This window comes from Exiguobacterium sp. RIT452, assembly GCF_003598705.1.
GTDB lineage: Bacteria > Bacillota > Bacilli > Exiguobacteriales > Exiguobacteriaceae > Exiguobacterium_A > Exiguobacterium_A undae.
In genome coordinates this window covers 675,324-693,695 of the sequence record NZ_QXJB01000002.1, presented here as the reverse complement: position 1 = coordinate 693,695, position 18,372 = coordinate 675,324, and the positions used below count along the sequence as shown (strand labels likewise).

Below are 18,372 nucleotides of genomic sequence, written 5' to 3'. Positions count from 1 at the left end.
AAAAAGAATTTACAAAGAAAGTTGGTTACTAATTTAAAAAATGAAATAAAAAATCACTTTAATGATTCTAAAAAAAACTTTATTTTTAATTTTGAAAGAAAAATTAATTTAAACAATACAGTCGATTTTGTAGAAGTTTCTTTAGGTAAAAGTCTAAATTATCAAATTGAAATTGATACTACCTCTACTAATGAGAATGAAAAATATATGGTATACAATAACGCAGCATTATTCCAGTTAGAAGCTGTTTATAACGAACATAAGAGGTATATTAATCGTAAAATAGAGCAAAGCTACATTTTAAACAATCTATACAAAAGTCAACTTCAAAACCAGTTTCCAACTTTATTTCATGAGCATTCGATTGATAATATGATTGATTTGATATTGATAGATAAAGGTAATCAACGGAATGAAGTTTTGGGAAAACTAGTCTATGAGTTAGTTGCAAAAAACGTAAAATCTCAATCAATAGTTCCTTTGTTGCGAAATTAATTCGTTGAAAGAAATATTTTTATATCCTGTTTATGGAAATGGAGCTGACATTTATGATACGACGTGCCACGTTGATGGACGGAAAGGCCTTATCGGACTTGATGCGACGGATTGATCGGGAAACGAAATATATGCTGTATGAACCGGAAGAACGCAGCATGTCGACGGAACAGGCAGAAGCGTTCATCGAACGGTTTGGTCAGGCCGCGAACTCGGATATCTTCGTTGTCGATGTCGATGAACAACTCGTCGGCTATGTATTGGTCGTCGGTGGCAAGCCAAGCCGAATCCGTCACCGGGCGAACCTTGTGATCGGCTTGCTGGATGCCTATACGGGGCGCGGGCTTGGTGCCGGATTACTCGAAGCAGTCGATGCCTTTGCCGTTGAAGCGGGACTCGTCCGGCTCGAACTGACGGTTCGCAAAGATAACTTGCGGGCAATCGAGTTGTATCATAAGTTTGGTTTCAACATCGAAGGCACACGAATTGCCTCGCTGTTCATTGATGGCGAGTACGTCGACGAACTGGCGATGTCGAAGATTTTTACAACAGAAGAAATCTAAAAAAGATGCTCGGGTGTCTCCTCTCAGATTGAGACGGGACAGACGAGCATCTTTTTTATTGTGATAATTTTTGTTGTTCGAACTCGACTTCGAGGACATTTTTGGCATAATCCTTACCCCAGTCATACATTGCGTCTAAAATCGGCATCAGACTATGGCCGTGTGGTGTCAACGAATATTCGACCTTCGGCGGAACGACCGGATACACTTCCCGGTGGATGATATGGTGATCTTCCAGCTCCCGTAACTGATTGACGAGCATCCGTTGCGTAATGCCGGGCATCAGACTTTTCAGCTCTCCGAAGCGTTTGGTCCCTTCTTTACCAAGGTGCCAAAGAATCAGCATCTTCCATTTTCCCCCGATGATTGATAGGGTCAATTCTTTTTCACAGTTAAACTGCCGGTCTTCAAAATGTGGCATCGTCCCACCTCCTTTTTCAGTATAGCCCTCTTGTCATCGACAGTATACTTTTCCGCACTATGTATGAAAAACCGCACTATGTAAATTAAAAGTGCGTACTTCCCAAGTTCGTCTATGAGGATTATATTTAGTCCTGTTCCTTCACGAACGTCAGAAGGAAGTGCCAGGATCCATAAATAGAGAGAAGAATGGGAGAGATCAATTATGAAATTACAACTCGCAATCGATTTAGTCGATACAGCAGGTGCCATCGCTTTAGTTAAAGAAATTGGGGAAGAAAACTTGGATATCGTTGAGATCGGGACACCGGTCGTCATCAACGAAGGGCTTCGTGCCGTTAAAGAAATGAAAGCGGCATTCCCGAACTTAACAGTTCTCGCCGACTTAAAAATTATGGATGCTGCCGGCTATGAAGTCAGCCAAGCTGTCGCACACGGTGCCGACATCGTGACGATTCTTGGAGCTGCCGAAGATATGTCGATCCAAGGTGCCGTTGAAGAAGCGAAAAAATCAGGCAAGAAGATTTTGGTGGATATGATCGCTGTCAAAGATATCGCGACACGTGCGAAAGAACTTGATGAACTCGGTGTTGACTACATCTGTGTCCACACAGGTTACGATCTCCAAGCCGTCGGTCAAAACTCGTTTGAGGATCTCGCAACAATCAAGTCAGTTGTTAAAAACGCCAAAACAGCAGTTGCGGGTGGCATCAAGATGGAGACATTACCGGAAGTCATCGCAGCACGCCCAGACCTGATCATCGTTGGTGGCGGAATTACCGGACAAGACGACAAACAAGGAACAGCGTCAACGATGCGTCGGATGCTGCAAGAGGCGTAAATGACACATATTCAAACGATTTTACAAGAGCTGACGTCGACGGTCGAAGCGATTGATCAAGCCGAGACGACGCAACTCGCCGAAGCCGTTCTGAAGGCAGACCGGATCTTTCTCGCTGGAGCCGGTCGCTCCGGCTTGATGGGCAAAGCGTTTGTCATGCGCCTGATGCACATGAACTTCGATGCGTATGTCGTCGGTGAGACGGTCACAGCGAACTTGCGTGAAGGAGATTTGTTGATCATCGGATCAGGATCCGGTGAGACGAAAACACTCGTCCCGATCGTCGAGAAAGCGAAACAGATCGGTGGAACCGTCGCGGTCGTTACAATTGAGCCGACTTCGACACTGGCGAAGTTAGCGGACTTAACCGTCAAGCTGCCGGGAGTACCGAAAGAACGGACGGCTACTGCGGATGAAACGGTTCAGCCGATGGGATCATTGTTTGAACAAACGATGTTGCTGTTCTATGATGCTTTGATTCTCCACATCATGGCGGCGAAACAACTTGATTCAAAAACGATGTACGGCAAACATGCTAATTTGGAATAGAAGAAATCATAAGACCGGTAAACGTGTGCGACACGTTTGCTGGTTTTTTGGTATAATTTTCAAAAAAGTGTTTCCCATTTGTTTGAGTTTATTCGGATAACAGAAAGAATAGAACTGTGATAATGAGAGAAACGAAGGGGTAGAAAGGAGGACGGGGAATGCGTTTTGTTAAGCCGATTACAACCATCGTATTGATCAGTAGTTGCCTGCTGTCGGGATGCACGACTGAGACGGAAGAACATATCGGGAAACCGCCTGCTGACGTTAAATCAGTAAAACCAGTCAAAGAACAGAACGAGGTGGAGGAATTTTTAATCACAGAGCCGTCGAAAGATGCGGATACACCGGGAAAAGCGGCTGTTGAACAAATTCAGCTGACATTTAAAAATGGACAAACGGCTGTCCCGACGCAAGATGATATCTTATCGGAAACGTCTCGGTGGCTAGTCTTAAAACACTTGCGGAATCACTGCCATCTTTCACATCACTGTCGTTTCCGTATTCTGAAACAGAATGAAAAAATCGCCCGTTTCCCGCAACTCCTGACAGAGTAGGTGAAAACGAGCGATTCTTTTTTTATATTTTTTTTTTTAAGCACGATGTTTTAACACCAACGTTTCTAGTATGTGGGTTAGCTAATTTAAGTAATTAACTTTTGTTTTGTAGAATTCTTCATTGAACAATTAAGTTAAACAGGGCAGTAAAGTGTCAAAATACTATGTCTGATAACAAAGGTGTTTCGGAACTAAAAGAACTGATGTACGTATGTTTATTAAGGAAAGTAACACAAAGAGAGTGCCTGACCTGATACACGCATAAGGTGTTTTATGGACGCTTGATACCTTATTTTAGACGGTGTTCATCTCGATATTCTACTAAGAAATAACGTTCGTTCATATTGTTAAACAATCTAAAGGAATTCAGGGGGATATTAATGAATGATTTTGATGGTTTCGATTTAATTTTTAAAATAGCAATACCTATATTTTTCATCCTAATATCTCTTAAAGTCCTCATTTATAAAAAAGTAACAAAAAAGCCTACTTTCTTTTTCAATTTTCTACTAAATTTACTTCTCTATATAGTGGAAATATTGATGATGTTTGTGATAATAAGACAAATTTTAATGTTTTACGGAACAACTCTGAGTGGTACCAATGACAGTCTTCCAAAGCAATTTGTTGATTTTTTCACTGCCTATCAAATACTTATCTTCGTACTCATAAAGCTTTATGATTCTTTAGCACAAAATGACTACGTTTCTTTGATTTATAAAACAGAACTAGTTCAACCTAGAATAGACGAAAATGAGATGATTGAAGACTCTTTGATAGAATCGGTCAAATACCGTAAAAACAGTAACTATCTCCCTAGTAATGTGAGATTTATGTTTAATAAGCTTTATGATTTTCTAGATCAATACAATTGCTTGTTAGTAAAAATAGAAAATGATTTAGTACAAGTAAAAAACCTAAAAAACAAGTTATTAAATAAAAATGCAACTTCGGAAAAAAGAGTACCTCTTCAAGTATCCTTAAATCAATTAAAGTTCGAATTAGATACTAGTAATGAAGAAATGAAAAGAATCAAATTCGCTATTCATGATTTGAAGATTGATGCCATTCGCGAAAAAGAAAAAAGAGAATTCCATTGGAATGTGTCTATACTATTACGCTTATTTAGATAATTTAATAAAAAAGGCTATGTTAAAACATTCTTTAAAAATATTAGGGGGTTACTATATTTGTTAGATGTAATAGCTGCAAATCTCATACTTCAACTCTTAATCTTTCTTTTATTAATTAATCTTATTATTTTTTTATTAAAAGATACGAAAAGTTATTCATTCAATACTCGTTTCAGACTCAACTTTTTATTCAAATTGCTATCTTATTTAGTAGAAGTATTATTCATATTCCTTGTTTTTCAATGGATAGTAACGACAAGTCAATTCAAAATTTTATTTGGATACAAAGAAAGCAGTGTACTGAAACGCTTTATTGATTTCTTTACTGTATATCAAATCTTTATTTTTATTGTGTTGAACCTATATGATTCATTAAAAAAAGAAATTTTCTTATCATTGCTTCATCAAATCGATTTTATTCAACCTTATCTAGAGAAAAATAAAAGCATACATTTAGAAATTCAAAGAATGGAAAGAAAGGCTTCTTATTCCGAACGAGTCACTAAACATGATGATATTAGCATTTTAGAGAACGAAGATTACACTAAATTTTTTAAGTATTTAAAAGAATATGAAAAAATTAGAGAAGAAGACTCTAAAGAAGCTAGTGATATAGTATCCAAAATTAATGATTTTAAGATTGATGTTCTTGAAAAAAAGGAAAGACTAGATAGCCTATGGAATCTATCCCTAATTGCACGTCTTTCTTTAAGAGTTTTTAACAAGTAATAAAAAAAGACCACGATAATAAGTAATGGTTAATGAAAATCCAACTTCTATGTGGGGGTTATGACTAAAATTACGAAAGAACTCAAAATACAGATTGCCGAACGCTACTTGTGATAGGTAAAGACAGGTACACAGCGTTCGAGGTGGACCATAAGACAATATGTGAAGGCATACTTCTCTACGAGAACTAGAGAGAGACGATCTTTGACCCGTCATATAAAGTCTACTCGCTAGTATTTAAACTGGAGGTACTAGACGATCTGTCGAATAACGGACTGTTCTGGATGGATGAGGCTCTAAAGTACCGACTTTCCTCTCCTGAGGTTATCTTTAACTGGAGACCTTTATATAAACGGGAGGGATTCGTGGGTTTGGTCGCCAGGCTGAAAGAACGTACCTCAATGATGAGGAAGAAAAAAGCGCGACAAACAGGATCAAGGAACAAGTGATAGACGAGCTTCGGGCGATTTATTCTATCCAACAACTTTTGCAGGTGCTTAATATGGCTCAAAGCGTGTGACTACTATTGGTGAACGAATCTGATGGTCGATGACAAATATGCTAACGCGAAAGTTGCAATCTGATCTTTCTCGCATGAACACGAATGAGGTTGTGGTTATAATCAAATCCACGTGCTCCTAGATTACTACAACCATCGTCGCTTCAAAAACGACTAAAAAACCTGAGTCCGGTTGAATACCGAATCAAGTTCTCAAGGTCGCCTAACAAAACTATTTTGTGTCCAACTTTTGATACTGGAAGAAAGGAAAAACAAGGAAAGGGAGAGACCTATGCGATTTCAACGAACATGTTTGGTCGGTGCCCTAGTGATTACGGGTATCTTGACCGGTTGCGCGGAACCGGAACAAATTCCAGCATCCAGTCAGCAAGAAACGAAATGGATAGACGATACCATTGCTGATGGTGGAACCACATCAGACGCCATCGTGAAGAGAATCAAGGTTGATGCATTTCCGCAAGAGGCAGATTCATTTGAAGAAGGTGTCCGTCGTCATCTGAAGTTTCAATTTAGGGACGGGACGTCAGCTCATCCGACAGCGAACAATCTTTGGAGTAGTGCCGTCGTCGGAGACCGTGCCTATGTCACTCTCCAGTATCCGAAAAGTGCTAAGCGTCTTGCCATCTTGACGTACCAACGTCAGGCAAAGAGCTGGATCTTAAAGAGCGGTCTCTATGAAGATATCAAACCGATAAAAATTACCAGTGCGGCGAACGGTCTGAAGCTACCGTTCTCGACATTTCAAGCAATTGGAAGTAGTTCAATTTCCAGTGAAGATTCCAGTCGGATGTGGCTATTTCATACGAAAACTGATGCTGTAGTAATTACCGTCCTTCCGAAACAAGACGTTCCTTCATCTGATTGGAAGGCAAGCACACTTGCAAACGGTCGAACGGCTTACGTACAACAGAAAAAGCAAGGTACAAACCTGTATTATGTGGATGACGATCAACTTGTCCTTGTGACCGGAAATCTATCGCTTTCTCAACTGCAACAGTTGGCTGTAACGATCGCTCCTGTCAGCTCAGATGGTTTTCCGTATCCGACGTAAAAATAAAACCCGGACGCCATGGGGCATCCGGATTTTTTTGTTACCAATTCAAATCAAAATCAGCCCCGACGTCTTTTGCGAGGTGCGCATCCGATCCGTAAACGAGCGGAATGCCTAAAGACTGCGTGAGTTGCAGGAGTTCCGGGTAAGGATAGGAAAGACCGCACAACGGTTTGCGTAGGCCTGCCGTATTGAGATCAAGCGTAAAGTCCGCCTGACGGATTTTCCGGACCGTCTCATCCAAGTTCGCCGGCGTCTGCTCAAGCGGATAGGCTTGAATGAATTTTGTCGGCAACGTCAAGTGACCGAGACGTTTTGGTTGATGTGTGCCGAGGTTCGTCATGACAAGTGCCTGGATGCCTTCGTAATAGCGCTCGTGGGCGGCTGTGACACTGCCTGTCGCCGTGACGATCTCACCAAAACTTTCCTTGCTGAAGTCGACCATATAATACCGGTCCTCGATCCAGAGGTAATGCAGCGACAGGATGCCGTCCGTCAGCTCGGGACCATAACGGGCGATGATGTCCCGCGTGCCGTCGACGTCATGCTCCCAGTAATCAAACTCCATTCCGATCCGGATATCGATGTCGTTTTTGTATGTGTCGCGTAACGTCTTCAGTTCTTCGATGTAGCGTTCGGCTGTCGCAAACGACATCCCGGAATCGTTATCGGGTGCCGGATCGACGAGTCCTTCCGGCAGCGGGGCGTGCTCGGTGAAGCTGATCCGTTCGAGACCTTGTAACAGGGCGCGTTCGATATACGCTTCGAGTGGATCCTTTGTTCCGTGCGGACAATACGGGCTGTGGACGTGACCGTCCCATTTGATCAATTGCATGACAAAACCTCCAATATGTTTTTTTCAGTACGAAAACAGGCAAAAGGATTGACAATCGAACCACAAAAAAGGTATCTTATCGTTAAATAATTTAGCGTGGTACAGTGATAACAAGATAAAGGAGTGGCGACATGCAATCATTTTCTACGATTCGACTCAAAGACGGGGCGACGGACTACGTCGGGCAATCAGCTGAACGCCTGCAACGTGTCATCCGCCAGCTCGAGGATGGGCTCGAACAATCTAACTATACCCGATTAATCACCCCTTTAATTGAAGAAGTCGGTGGCCGGGAACAAATTCGGATGGATTTTACGACAAGTGTCGCGCGGGCGCTCAGTGAGCGGGGCCGCGAACAATATAAACGCGTCTTTTACAGTGGTTCGGTCTTCCAGCCGGAAGAAAAGTTCCAAGTCGGTTTTGAAGAACGGGGCGTCATTGCCGAGGTCGAAGCGATTCAACTCGGTGTCCGGTTGATCGAAGAATTGACCGGTAAAGAAGTGACGTTGTCGATCGGCGACGCCGGACTGATTGAACACTTGATTGAAACCCGGGTCGGTGATCACCACCTGCGGGATCAAGTGACACAGATGCTGCGGTTACGGAACGTCATCGAACTGAAACGGATTGCCCGGGAACTCGATGATGCCTTGCTCGCCAAACTCCCGCTTTTGTTTGGTCGCGAAGGGGCGGAACAGATCTTGCCGTATGTCGACGAAACCCGCTTGAATGCCGTCATCGATTTAGCGGACGCCGTCAATGCCGATCTTGACTTCGGACAGATGGGGCTGCAGACATACTACGATGGCGTGACGATTCACGGTTTCATTGAAGGTGTGACCGAACCGGTGTTGGTCGGAGGACGATACGACCGGCTGTACGAACAATTTGGTCAGGAACAACAAGCGTTCGGAATCGGATTTTCCGTCGAACGACTCGCGGAGGTGCTCTAAATGCGGATTGGGATTACGAAAGGCCGGCTGTCGAAAACGACGGAACGGTATTTAAAAGAAGCAGGCGTCGAAACGTGGGGGGCGATCGAACGTGAATTGATCGTCAAACGCGGCGAACACGAATTTGTCTTCATGAAAGGGTCGGATTTGATTCCGTACGTCGCCCAAGGTGTCCTCGACGTCGCGATCACCGGCAGCGACATCCTGCTCGAATCGGATCAGGAATTGTCGGAACTGGCAGAATTGCCATTCGGGATTTGCCGGATGTCGGTTTGTGCAAAAGAACCGTTGCAGTTCGAAGGCGGACGCCGGGTCCGGATTGCGACCAAATATCCGGTCATCGCGAAACGTTACTTCAGTGAACTGGGTGTCGATGTCGATATCGTGCCGCTGAACGGTTCGGTTGAACTGGCACCATTGCTCGGTCTTGCCGATGCGATCGTCGATATCGTCGAAACGGGTGAAACACTCCGGGCGAACGGTCTTAATGAATATGAAAAAATCATCGATATCAACGCCCGATTCTTTACAAGCGAGTGGACGTTGAAACGCAAACGCGTCGAAGTGATTCAATTACTCGAACAGCTGACAGAAGGAGTGACTCGGTAATGGCAACGACAAAAAACTTCAGTGTCGACCGTGAGACGGAGCAAGCCGTCCGGTCGATTCTGGAACAAGTGGCAAACGACGGCGATGCAGCCGTCCGTCGCTATACAAGTGAATTTGACCGTGTTGATCTGACCGACTTCCGTTTGGATGAAACGAAAATTCAAGAAGCGTTTGATCAAGCCGATCCGAATCTGGTCGACTCGTTAAAACTGATGGCGACTCGACTCGTCGAGTGGCACGAACAAGAATTGCCGTCCGACATCGAGCTCGTCGAAGCGGACGTCACCCGTCGCCAACGGTTTGTTCCGGTTGACTCGGTCGGGATTTATGTCCCGGGCGGAGCAGCAAGTTATCCGTCAACCGTCCTGATGAATGCGATTCCGGCTAAAGTCGCCGGCGTCGAGCGGGTGGTCATGGTGACACCGGTCACCGGACTCAGCACAGAAGTGTTGGTCGCGGCGAAAATCGCCGGTGTGACAGAAATCTATACGATCGGTGGCGCCCAAGCCGTCGCTGCCTTGACGTTCGGTACGGAATCGATTCAAGCAGTTGATTTGATCGTCGGACCGGGTAACCGGTTTGTTGCGGAAGCGAAACGTCAAGTCTACGGCATCGTCGGTATCGACTCGGTCGCCGGACCGTCAGAAGTCGTCGTCATTGCCGATGAGACGGCGCATCCGGACCGGATTGCCGCCGATCTCCTCGCACAAGCCGAACACGACCGTGACGCCGTCGCGATTGCCTTCGTCCCGACGGAAGCGATGAAAGCGGACGTCGATGCGAACATCGAACGCCGCCTGCAACAGTTACCGCGCCAGGAGATTGCACGCCGGGCGATGGAAAACGGCGGCGTCTTCGTTGCCTCACTTGATGATGCGATTGAAGAAGCAAACCGTTTGGCCGCCGAACACTTGGAGCTCGCTGTCGCGAACCCGCAAGAGGTCGTCAAGTTGATCCGTCACGCTGGGATGATTTTCCTCGGACACGAAACACCGGAAACACTGGGCGATTATGTCGCCGGGACGAACCACGTCTTACCGACATCGGGGACAGCACGTTTTGCGTCCGGCTTATCAGCACGAACGTTCTTACGTCACCAGACGATGCTCGAAGCGACACGGGAAGGTGTCGCCCGACTAGCAAATGCCGCGAAAACCGTTGCCCGGGTCGAAGGACTCGAAGCACACGCACAAGCGATAGAAGTGAGGGAAAACTGATGCGATTACACCAAAACGAACGATTTACGGCACACAGCCCGGTTGGTATTGAGACGATCAAACAACTCGTCGAGACGTTTCCCATCAATGAATATCCGGTCGAAGTCATCGACCAAGCGAAAGCGTCGTACAGCACCTATGCCGGTGTCCGTCCGACGCAACTCGTGGCCGGGAACGGCTCCGACGAACTGATTGGTTATCTCTGTGCCCGCTACGCCGGTCCTGAGTCACCGGTCATCGCCTCACAACCGGATTTCGTCATGTATCAGTTTTATGCCGACCGCGCACGGGCCGACTTCAGTAAAGTCCCGTTGCTCGACGGGATGGCACTCGATGTCGATGGACTGCTCGCTGCGCCGGGCAACATCATCTTCCTCAGTCACCCGCATAATCCGTCAGGGATCTTGCGGAAAGAACAGGATGTCCGCCGATTGCTCGACAGCGGAAAATATGTCGTGATTGATGAAGCTTACATCGACTTTGCCCTTGAACAATCGATGGTCGGTCTGCTCGACGAATATCCGAACGCGATCATTCTCCGGACGTTGTCGAAAGCGTTTGGTCTCGCCTCCCTGCGACTCGGCTTCCTGATTGCCAGTGAACAGGTCGTTGCGGAAGTCGAATCAATCAAGTCGCCGTATAACGTCTCCGGACTCTCGGCTGCCGTCGGGATCGCCATCATGGCCGAGCCGGAACTGGATCTTGTCTTAGCAGAGACGTTTGCGAGCCGGGACACGATTGCCCGTCTGGTCGAACCGCTTGGCAGAACATATCCGAGTGCTGCGAATTTTGTGTACGTTGAATACGAGGAAGCTGAACGCTTCACCGAACGTTGTGCCAACGCCGGACTGCGGATCCGTTTGTTTGACGGAGCCTTCCGTGTCAGTTGCGGTTCAACGGAAGCGATGGAAATCTTAGAGAAATGTGTAGAGGAGGAACTGCAATGCGTCGTGGGACAAGTGAACGAGTAAGTTCAGAATCAGAAATCAAGGTGGCGGTCGACCTCAGTGGTGGACCGGTTGAAATCAAGACAGGAGTCGGTTTCTTTGACCACATGTTGACGTTGTTTGCCTTTCAGGCCCGGATTGGTCTGGTGATCGAAGCGAAGGGGGATCTCTGGATCGATGCCCACCATACGGTGGAAGATACGGCAATCGTTCTCGGAGCGGCCTTGACGGAAGCGTTAGGCGACAAAGCCGGCATCGAACGGTACGGCGAATCACGTGTGCCGATGGACGAGACGCTTGCCTCGGTCGTCCTCGACTTCAGCGGTCGTCCGTATACGGTCTTCCTCGCCGAATTCAAAAATCCGAAGCTCGGTGATTTTGATACGGAACTGGCGGAAGAGTTTTTCCAAGGCTTGTCCCGCAGTGCCCGGATGACGATTCATGCCCAAGTCCTCTACGGTTCGAATACGCACCACATGATCGAAGGATTATTTAAGGCACTGGGTCGGGCTGTCCGTCAAGCGGTTGCCGTAACCGGTGACGGCGTCCCGTCGACGAAAGGACTGATTGACCAATGATCGCGATCGTAGATTATGGTGTCGGCAACATAGCCAACATCGAACGGGCGTTAAAAGAGCTCGGAGAAGCCGTCATCGTTACGAGTGATCTGGAATTGCTCGGACAGGCGGAAGCGCTCGTCTTACCAGGTGTCGGCGCCTATGCCCCGGCAATGGCCCGATTAGAAGAGACGGGATTGATTGAGTTCTTACAGGAACAAGCGACGAAAAAACCATTCCTCGGGATTTGTCTCGGGATGCAACTGTTGTTTGAATCAAGTGATGAAGACGGACAGACACAAGGGCTCGGTATTTTACCGGGAACAGTCGAAAAGTTACCGAGTGACGTCCGCCTGCCGCATATGGGCTGGCATCAATTGAAGAATCACGGCGAAGCCGTTTATTTCGTCCACTCGTACGGCGCCGTCTGTGATCCGGACTGGATCGTCGACTCAGTCGAATACGGACGACTTGTTCCGGCCATCGTCCAAAAGGACTTGGTGACAGGGATGCAGTTCCACCCGGAGAAGAGTGGCGAAGTCGGATTGAAATTACTTAAGGAATGGAGAGAGACGACATGCAACTCTACCCAGCAATCGATTTAATGAGCGGACAGGCCGTCCGGCTCAAACAAGGTGATTTTCAGCAGCAGACCTTTTTCGGGGATGCGTTGACGATTGCAAGACGGTTTAAAGAAGACGGTGCGACAGCGATTCACCTGATTGATCTCGATGGCGCAAAAGCCGGTGAACCCCTTCACTTGAGCCTGATTGCGGACATCAAAAAAGAAACTGGTTTGTTCGTCGAAGCCGGCGGCGGCGTCCGGAACATCGAAACGGTCGAAGCGTACGTTGGCGCCGGGATTGATCGGATCTTGATCGGCACGGTCGCGCTCGAAGACGAAGCGTTGCTCGAACAGATGATTGATCGGGCCGGTGATAAGTTGGCTGTGGCACTTGATGCCAAAGACGGAATCGTCCAGACACGCGGCTGGCTCGAAGCGAGTGACTGGACGCTCGAACGGGCGATTGAACACTTGATTCAAAAGGGCATTAAGACCTTTTTATACACGGACATCTCCCGCGACGGGATGATGCAGGGACCGGATGTCGACGGACTCGACCGCTTAAAACGGGACGGCGTTGAACTGATTGCGTCCGGTGGTGTGACGACGGTCGAAGACGTCGCCCGCTTAAAAGAGATCGGGATGGACGGTGCCGTCATCGGCCGTGCCTTGCTCGACGGTTCGTTGTCATTGAAAGAGGTGCTTCGCGTATGTTGATGAAACGGATCATTCCTTGCCTCGATGTCAAGGAGGGGCGCGTCGTCAAAGGCGTGAAGTTTCAAAATCTGCGCGACCTCGGAGATCCCGTCGCCGTCGCGAAATACTATTACGAACAAGGTGCCGATGAGCTGGTATTACTTGATATCTCGGCGACGCAAGAAGGACGCGACACGATGCTCGATATCGTCGAGCGGGTGGCGGAAGTCATCTACATGCCGTTTACGGTCGGCGGCGGCATCAAGACGCTGGAAGACGCGAAACGATTGATCCGTGCCGGTGCCGATAAAGTCTCCCTCAACTCATCGGCGTTACAGAACCCGCAACTGATTCAAGACATCAGCCGTTTGTTTGGTGTTCAGGCGACGGTCGTCGCGATCGACGCCAAGCGGACTGGTGATTCGTGGGGCGTCTTCTCGCACGGCGGCACACAAGCCGTCGGACGGGATGCAATCGAATGGGCGAAGGAAGCGGTATCGCTTGGAGCCGGTGAATTGCTCGTTACATCGATGGATGCGGACGGAACAAAGGACGGCTACGATCTGGAATTGATTCAACGTTTACGGGAAGTCGTCAATGTGCCGTTGATTGCCTCCGGTGGGGTCGGGACACTCGAACACTTGGCGGAAGGCCTTGAAGCGGGAGCCGATGCGGCACTTGCGGCATCGATTTTCCACGAAGCGACCTATACGATGCCGGAGACAAAAGACTACTTGAAGGCGAGAGGAGTCGACGTCCGATGATCGAATTGAATTTTTCGAAAGGACTCGTCGCAGCCGTAATTTTAGATGAGACGACAAACGATGTCCTAATGGTCGGCTTCATGGATCAGGCGGCTTACGACAAGACGCTTGCGACCGGACTCGTCACGTTTTTCTCACGGACGAAAAACCGGCTTTGGACGAAGGGCGAGACGAGCGGGCATACGCTCGAACTGCGCCGTATGTGGATTGACTGCGATCAGGACAGTCTGTTGATCACTGTCAAAGCGAACGGACCGACGTGCCATACCGGCAATCGGACATGTTTCTATACAGAAGTGGAGGTGCCGCATGCTACATGAACTTGAACGCACGGTAAAAGAAAAAATCGCGTCGCAAGATGAGGCGTCTTATACAAACTACCTGGTCAAAGCCGGGCGTGAAAAAATCGCCAAGAAGTTTGGCGAAGAAGCCTTTGAAGTCGTCCTCGCGGGCGACGACACCCTCGCGGAAGAGACAGCGGATTTGCTGTATCATCTGACGGTGTTGCTTGCTGATCGGGGTGTTTCGTTTACGGACGTCGAAGCCGTCTTGAACGAACGTCACGGGACGAAGTCGACGTTCAAGGATCGACCGGATATCGAACAGTGGTAATCGACAGCTCTGCATTCCTTAAACGGGATGCAGAGTTTTTTTGCTGAAAAAAATGGGAAAACAACAAAAGAAGTGTCATCAAATCGTCAGAACATTTTGATAGGCATTTAGTAGAAAGCGGGCGTATAATCAAGAGCATAGTCTGTTTGTCCAGAAAGTAGGTGTCGTCTTGATTTCTAAAAAAGAAATTACGAAAACGATCAAAGAACAATCAAAAGAAACGATTGAAGAGTTGCTTGCGAAAGGTGACTCGTTGAAAGAAGAAGTGGCTAGTGCCATCACGCACGGACTGGGTGTCATCTTCAGTATCGTCGCCCTGGTCTTACTGATCCTGCAGGCGACGAAGTCGGGCAGTGCCTGGAACATCACCGCCGTCAGCATCTTTGGTGCGACAATGATTTTACTCTACCTGTTCTCGACGTTGATGCATTCACTCATGCATACGCGTGCCAATAAAGTCTTACAAATCCTTGATCATGCGGGAATCTACTTATTGATTGCCGGGAGCTACACGCCGTTCGCCTTGATCACGTTGCGCGGACCGCTCGGGTGGACGTTGCTTGGGATCGTCTGGGGAGTCGGGATACTCGGGATCATCTGGAAACTGTATTCGACCGGAAAACACGTTTGGATTTCGAACGCCTCGTATTTGATTCTCGGCTGGTGTTGTATATTCGCCATCAAACCTATGTATGAAGCGCTTGGTTTACAAGGATTCCTTCTCCTGCTGGGCGGCGGACTCGCCTATTCACTTGGTGTCATCTTTTATGTCTGGGCACGCTTGCCTTACAATCATGCGATTTGGCATCTGTTCGTGCTCGCCGGCAGTGTCTTGATTTTCTTATCGATTTTCTATTACGTCGCACCGGCGTCGGCACCGATCTCTTGAAGAATCTCAAGTTGCGGGACTGGCTCCCGTTTACACTCTACATGCTGATTGGACTTGGACTGCTCCTCTATTTCCGTTTTTCGGGAATGATGGAGCAGTTTGATATCCAAGCACTATCGGACTGGATTCGCCAGCAGGGTGCTTTCGGCATGTTGCTGTACATATTGGCTTATACGATCCGACCGCTCGTCTTTTTCCCGGCGAGCTTACTGACGGTCTTTGGCGGTTATACCTATGGTCCGTGGGTCGGGACGATTCTCGATGTCATCGGCGCCGGAACCGGCAGCCTGCTCAGCTTTTGGATTGCCCGCTGGCTTGGTCGGCGCGGTGTCGAAAAAATCATCGGCACCGGCAAGTTGACAGCGCTCGACGAACGAATTGCGACGAATGGATTTGTCGTCGTTTTGATCGTCCGGCTGATTCCGCTGTTTCCGTTTGACGCGATCAGTTACGCGTCGGGGTTGTCGAAGATTAAATTCCGGCAGTTTGCACTCGCGAGTTATCTCGGCATCATTCCCGGTGCCTTTGTTTACAACAATATCGGTGCGAGTCTGCGGGATCCGTTTTCCTGGCAGTTTTTCTTTGCCATCTTCTTATATCTCTTATTTTTTACCGTCGGTTTTTTTGCACAACGGATGTTACGGAAAAAACAAAACAATGAGCACATGTAAGCGCTTTATGTCATAATATGAATGCAGAGATGTGAACCGACATGGTAAAACAGCCTAGCATTTATTTAGGGGGAGTAATGAGTGATGGAACGAGTATTACGGGATGGTTTTATCTTTTTATCGCAAAACAAGACATTGAATGGTCTGGCGAAACGGTATGGTCTGAAATTCGGTGCGGGTCGCTTCGTCGCGGGGGATTCACTGGAAGCCTCAAAACGTGCGATCCAGGATTTGAACTCAAAAGGATTGTGCGTCACGATGGATCACCTCGGTGAGTTCATCTCGACGGTCGCTGAAGCGGAAATGATGACGCAGGAATGTATTCGTGCGGTGGAAATGATTGCAGAAGAGAAATTAGACTCGCAACTTTCCCTGAAATTGACGTCGCTCGGTCTCGATATCTCGGATGAATTGATTCGCTCGAACATGGAACGGATTTTGACACGGGCGAAAGAAGTTGGCGTTTTCGTCACAATCGACATGGAAGACGAGCCGCGTTGTGAAAAAACGATTCAACTGTTCGAAGAATTACGTCAATCGTTTGATAACATCGGGACGGTCATTCAGTCGTACTTGTACCGGTCGGAAGACGACATCAAACGTGTCGGACGATTCGAGACGAACTTACGGATCGTTAAAGGGGCCTACAAAGAGCCGGCAACGGTCGCCTTCCCGGAAAAAGAAGATGTTGACCATAACTACATCAAACTCGTCAAACTGCAACTTTCACTCGGTAACTATGCCGCAGTCGCGACGCATGACGATGCGATGATCGAACAAATCATCCGCTATGCGAAAGACAACGGCATCGGCAACGACAAGTTCGAATTCCAAATGCTGTACGGCATCCGTGTCGAGCGTCAGCTTGAACTCGTGAAGCTCGGCTATAAAGTCCGCGTCTACGTCCCGTACGGTCGTGACTGGTACGGTTACTTCATGCGCCGTTTGGCAGAACGTCCGGCGAACGTGGCATTTGTCCTTAAAGGCATGGTTAAAGGTTAATAAGGGAATGCGAGATGGAGCTGTCATGGCTTCATCTTTTTGTTTTATCGTTTGAAAGATTTTTACGTCCCGTGCTTTTCGTAGCCAGTATGGCTGGGAGACTCAAAAGAAATCACTCGTTATTCATGCACTTTCCTCAGGCGAGACCCGGCTCCTTGACCCATGGGATCAACGAGCCGGGTCTCGCCTGTCTCTGGCAGCGCCAAAACCGCGCTTTTTCCCGTAGGAGTCACGGGAAGCAAATCTTTCTTCACTTACTACATAGGAGGCATGGTCATGGATGTAACGGAACAGCAGTTGAAAGTGCAGCTGCAACAAGAGGATACTATTATTTCGGAGGAACTGCTTGATCAGATGCTGCATCACATCGGCAGTTTAGATCCGGTCCTTCGCGATGACCTGATTTTTTCAAGACTAGCGGAATGGATCATGTCAGGAGAGTTCGCGTTGACGTCTGCTAAACGAATTGTCTCGTTTGTACTCAGTCCGGATGGTTTGTTTTATAAAATGAAGACTTCCGATGATACAGCAGTTTTTACTCGTTCATTTTCAGCGTTGCTTCTTGCAGTAGTACTCGAAACAGACGCTGCGCATCAACAATTAGAGGAGCAGACATACGAACAGATTTCTAATCAATTATTGGAATATCTGAGTAACGAAACCGACTTTAGAGGGTTTGTTCCTGACTATGGTTGGGCGCATAGTATTGCCCATATTGCCGACGTCTATGATGCTTGGTTCAAGCATCCCCGGTGTCAGATCAGGAATGAGCAAGCGGCGATTGGTCGGTTCATCGAGATTTTGATGACACCGGACTATGTTTTTATCGAGGAAGAACAGGAACGTGTCATCACAGCTTGGTTAGCGGCAAGAGAACGAGGAATGACAGACGAAATCTTGTTTACGACGATTGAGACATCAGTCCAAACCTTGCTTGATCTACCGGTGAATTGGAGCGACGAACGATTTACTGTGCTCCGCAATACAAAACAATTACTACGGACACTGTACTTTCGGGTGAAATGGCAAGACAAGACATCCATCCTCCCGGAACGGCTTGAACACTTGCTGTTTCAAATCCATCAACGGTATCAGTAAACAAAAAACAGACGTGTCCACTCGACTTCTACGGGAAAAGGAAGCTTGCTTCCGTCAGGGACAGGCAAGACTCGGTCATCGCTAGATGATCGCGGCTTGCGT

Annotated in this window: 21 protein-coding genes and 2 pseudogenes; 21 read left to right on the top strand and 2 right to left on the bottom strand. The window is 47.5% G+C overall.

All coding sequences use genetic code 11. The annotated features are described in order from the left end of the window. Positions 1-495, top strand: a pseudogene (locus D3D03_RS16730) (hypothetical protein); the annotation flags it as partial. A gap of 53 nt (positions 496-548) precedes the next feature. Next, complete coding sequence (locus tag D3D03_RS08980) at positions 549-1,058, top strand: GNAT family N-acetyltransferase (protein ID WP_119923372.1); 510 nt, start codon at positions 549-551, stop codon at positions 1,056-1,058. A gap of 55 nt (positions 1,059-1,113) precedes the next feature. Here the strand turns inward: D3D03_RS08980 and D3D03_RS08975 are convergent, their stop codons facing one another. After that, a complete protein-coding gene (locus D3D03_RS08975) occupies positions 1,114-1,479 on the bottom strand; it encodes a winged helix-turn-helix transcriptional regulator (RefSeq protein ID WP_026827604.1) in 366 nt (121 codons plus the stop codon). Positions 1,480-1,683: 204 nt separating this feature from the next. Here D3D03_RS08975 and hxlA point away from each other — a divergent pair, with 204 nt between their 5' ends. From hxlA to D3D03_RS08945, 6 genes are all read left to right on the top strand, one after another. Continuing rightward, positions 1,684-2,319 (top strand): 3-hexulose-6-phosphate synthase, encoded by a 636-nt coding sequence (hxlA, locus tag D3D03_RS08970; RefSeq protein ID WP_026827605.1) that lies wholly within the window; start codon positions 1,684-1,686, stop codon positions 2,317-2,319. Continuing rightward, on the top strand, positions 2,320-2,868 hold the full coding sequence (hxlB, locus tag D3D03_RS08965) for a 6-phospho-3-hexuloisomerase (protein WP_028105789.1): 549 nt from the start codon (positions 2,320-2,322) through the stop codon (positions 2,866-2,868). A gap of 158 nt (positions 2,869-3,026) precedes the next feature. Continuing rightward, positions 3,027-3,422, top strand: coding sequence for a hypothetical protein (locus tag D3D03_RS08960; RefSeq protein ID WP_119923371.1), 396 nt, complete (start codon positions 3,027-3,029; stop codon positions 3,420-3,422). Positions 3,423-3,802: 380 nt separating this feature from the next. Beyond that, entirely contained in the window at positions 3,803-4,555 is a 753-nt protein-coding gene (locus D3D03_RS08955; protein WP_119923370.1) for a hypothetical protein, read from the top strand. A gap of 57 nt (positions 4,556-4,612) precedes the next feature. Then, positions 4,613-5,284 (top strand): hypothetical protein, encoded by a 672-nt coding sequence (locus tag D3D03_RS08950; protein WP_119923369.1) that lies wholly within the window; start codon positions 4,613-4,615, stop codon positions 5,282-5,284. Between the two features lie 791 nt (positions 5,285-6,075). Further along, the gene (locus D3D03_RS08945; protein ID WP_119923368.1) at positions 6,076-6,855 is read left to right on the top strand and encodes a hypothetical protein; all 780 of its coding nucleotides are present in this window, start codon (positions 6,076-6,078) and stop codon (positions 6,853-6,855) included. A 40-nt stretch (positions 6,856-6,895) separates the two neighbouring features. On the opposite strand, the gene hisJ is transcribed toward D3D03_RS08945, so the two are convergent. Then, a complete protein-coding gene (gene hisJ, locus D3D03_RS08940; RefSeq protein ID WP_119923367.1) occupies positions 6,896-7,690 on the bottom strand; it encodes a histidinol-phosphatase HisJ in 795 nt (264 codons plus the stop codon). A gap of 131 nt (positions 7,691-7,821) precedes the next feature. Between hisJ and D3D03_RS08935 the strand changes: the two genes are divergently transcribed. From D3D03_RS08935 to D3D03_RS08870, 13 genes and pseudogenes are all read left to right on the top strand, one after another. Beyond that, complete coding sequence (locus tag D3D03_RS08935; RefSeq protein ID WP_026827608.1) at positions 7,822-8,643, top strand: ATP phosphoribosyltransferase regulatory subunit; 822 nt, start codon at positions 7,822-7,824, stop codon at positions 8,641-8,643. After that, a complete protein-coding gene (gene hisG, locus D3D03_RS08930; RefSeq protein ID WP_012371233.1) occupies positions 8,644-9,252 on the top strand; it encodes an ATP phosphoribosyltransferase in 609 nt (202 codons plus the stop codon). Continuing rightward, positions 9,252-10,469, top strand: a complete 1,218-nt coding sequence (gene hisD / locus D3D03_RS08925; protein ID WP_026827609.1) for a histidinol dehydrogenase — start codon at positions 9,252-9,254, stop codon at positions 10,467-10,469. Before hisG ends, hisD begins: the two co-directional genes overlap by 1 nt. After that, complete coding sequence (locus tag D3D03_RS08920; protein WP_119923366.1) at positions 10,469-11,440, top strand: pyridoxal phosphate-dependent aminotransferase; 972 nt, start codon at positions 10,469-10,471, stop codon at positions 11,438-11,440. The genes hisD and D3D03_RS08920 overlap by 1 nt, the downstream gene beginning before the upstream one ends. Beyond that, positions 11,413-11,994, top strand: coding sequence for an imidazoleglycerol-phosphate dehydratase HisB (hisB, locus tag D3D03_RS08915; protein ID WP_012371230.1), 582 nt, complete (start codon positions 11,413-11,415; stop codon positions 11,992-11,994). The genes D3D03_RS08920 and hisB overlap by 28 nt, the downstream gene beginning before the upstream one ends. Next, positions 11,991-12,578, top strand: a complete 588-nt coding sequence (hisH, locus tag D3D03_RS08910; protein ID WP_119923365.1) for an imidazole glycerol phosphate synthase subunit HisH — start codon at positions 11,991-11,993, stop codon at positions 12,576-12,578. Before hisB ends, hisH begins: the two co-directional genes overlap by 4 nt. Continuing rightward, complete coding sequence (gene hisA / locus D3D03_RS08905; RefSeq protein WP_119923364.1) at positions 12,551-13,255, top strand: 1-(5-phosphoribosyl)-5-[(5-phosphoribosylamino)methylideneamino]imidazole-4-carboxamide isomerase; 705 nt, start codon at positions 12,551-12,553, stop codon at positions 13,253-13,255. The genes hisH and hisA overlap by 28 nt, the downstream gene beginning before the upstream one ends. Next, entirely contained in the window at positions 13,249-13,998 is a 750-nt protein-coding gene (gene hisF / locus D3D03_RS08900) for an imidazole glycerol phosphate synthase subunit HisF (RefSeq protein ID WP_026827613.1), read from the top strand. Before hisA ends, hisF begins: the two co-directional genes overlap by 7 nt. Next, positions 13,995-14,610 (top strand): annotated as a pseudogene (gene hisIE, locus D3D03_RS17000) (bifunctional phosphoribosyl-AMP cyclohydrolase/phosphoribosyl-ATP diphosphatase HisIE). Before hisF ends, hisIE begins: the two are co-directional and overlap by 4 nt. 223 nt (positions 14,611-14,833) lie before the next feature. Further along, the gene (gene trhA / locus D3D03_RS08885) at positions 14,834-15,499 is read left to right on the top strand and encodes a PAQR family membrane homeostasis protein TrhA (protein WP_147367723.1); all 666 of its coding nucleotides are present in this window, start codon (positions 14,834-14,836) and stop codon (positions 15,497-15,499) included. 11 nt (positions 15,500-15,510) lie between these two features. Further along, on the top strand, positions 15,511-16,170 hold the full coding sequence (locus D3D03_RS08880; protein WP_233550674.1) for a TVP38/TMEM64 family protein: 660 nt from the start codon (positions 15,511-15,513) through the stop codon (positions 16,168-16,170). A gap of 84 nt (positions 16,171-16,254) precedes the next feature. Further along, positions 16,255-17,172 (top strand): proline dehydrogenase family protein, encoded by a 918-nt coding sequence (locus D3D03_RS08875; protein WP_026832202.1) that lies wholly within the window; start codon positions 16,255-16,257, stop codon positions 17,170-17,172. A 276-nt stretch (positions 17,173-17,448) separates the two neighbouring features. Beyond that, positions 17,449-18,270 carry a DUF2785 domain-containing protein gene (locus tag D3D03_RS08870; RefSeq protein WP_158583694.1) on the top strand — a complete coding sequence of 274 codons (822 nt, stop codon included), beginning with the start codon at positions 17,449-17,451 and terminating at the stop codon, positions 18,268-18,270. Positions 18,271-18,372: the final 102 nt, after the last annotated feature.

What these genes read in the sequence shown, in the direction of transcription:
- D3D03_RS08980 (WP_119923372.1), top strand. Translation starts at nt 549, where the DNA reads ATGATACGACGTGCCACGTTGATGGACGGAAAGGCCTTATCGGACTTG.
- D3D03_RS08975 (WP_026827604.1), bottom strand. Translation starts at nt 1,479, where the DNA reads ATGCCACATTTTGAAGACCGGCAGTTTAACTGTGAAAAAGAATTGACC.
- hxlA (WP_026827605.1), top strand. Translation starts at nt 1,684, where the DNA reads ATGAAATTACAACTCGCAATCGATTTAGTCGATACAGCAGGTGCCATC.
- hxlB (WP_028105789.1), top strand. Translation starts at nt 2,320, where the DNA reads ATGACACATATTCAAACGATTTTACAAGAGCTGACGTCGACGGTCGAA.
- D3D03_RS08960 (WP_119923371.1), top strand. Translation starts at nt 3,027, where the DNA reads ATGCGTTTTGTTAAGCCGATTACAACCATCGTATTGATCAGTAGTTGC.
- D3D03_RS08955 (WP_119923370.1), top strand. Translation starts at nt 3,803, where the DNA reads ATGAATGATTTTGATGGTTTCGATTTAATTTTTAAAATAGCAATACCT.
- D3D03_RS08945 (WP_119923368.1), top strand. Translation starts at nt 6,076, where the DNA reads ATGCGATTTCAACGAACATGTTTGGTCGGTGCCCTAGTGATTACGGGT.
- hisJ (WP_119923367.1), bottom strand. Translation starts at nt 7,690, where the DNA reads ATGCAATTGATCAAATGGGACGGTCACGTCCACAGCCCGTATTGTCCG.
- D3D03_RS08935 (WP_026827608.1), top strand. Translation starts at nt 7,822, where the DNA reads ATGCAATCATTTTCTACGATTCGACTCAAAGACGGGGCGACGGACTAC.
- hisG (WP_012371233.1), top strand. Translation starts at nt 8,644, where the DNA reads ATGCGGATTGGGATTACGAAAGGCCGGCTGTCGAAAACGACGGAACGG.
- hisD (WP_026827609.1), top strand. Translation starts at nt 9,252, where the DNA reads ATGGCAACGACAAAAAACTTCAGTGTCGACCGTGAGACGGAGCAAGCC.
- D3D03_RS08920 (WP_119923366.1), top strand. Translation starts at nt 10,469, where the DNA reads ATGCGATTACACCAAAACGAACGATTTACGGCACACAGCCCGGTTGGT.
- hisB (WP_012371230.1), top strand. Translation starts at nt 11,413, where the DNA reads ATGCGTCGTGGGACAAGTGAACGAGTAAGTTCAGAATCAGAAATCAAG.
- hisH (WP_119923365.1), top strand. Translation starts at nt 11,991, where the DNA reads ATGATCGCGATCGTAGATTATGGTGTCGGCAACATAGCCAACATCGAA.
- hisA (WP_119923364.1), top strand. Translation starts at nt 12,551, where the DNA reads ATGCAACTCTACCCAGCAATCGATTTAATGAGCGGACAGGCCGTCCGG.
- hisF (WP_026827613.1), top strand. Translation starts at nt 13,249, where the DNA reads ATGTTGATGAAACGGATCATTCCTTGCCTCGATGTCAAGGAGGGGCGC.
- D3D03_RS08875 (WP_026832202.1), top strand. Translation starts at nt 16,255, where the DNA reads ATGGAACGAGTATTACGGGATGGTTTTATCTTTTTATCGCAAAACAAG.
- D3D03_RS08870 (WP_158583694.1), top strand. Translation starts at nt 17,449, where the DNA reads ATGGATGTAACGGAACAGCAGTTGAAAGTGCAGCTGCAACAAGAGGAT.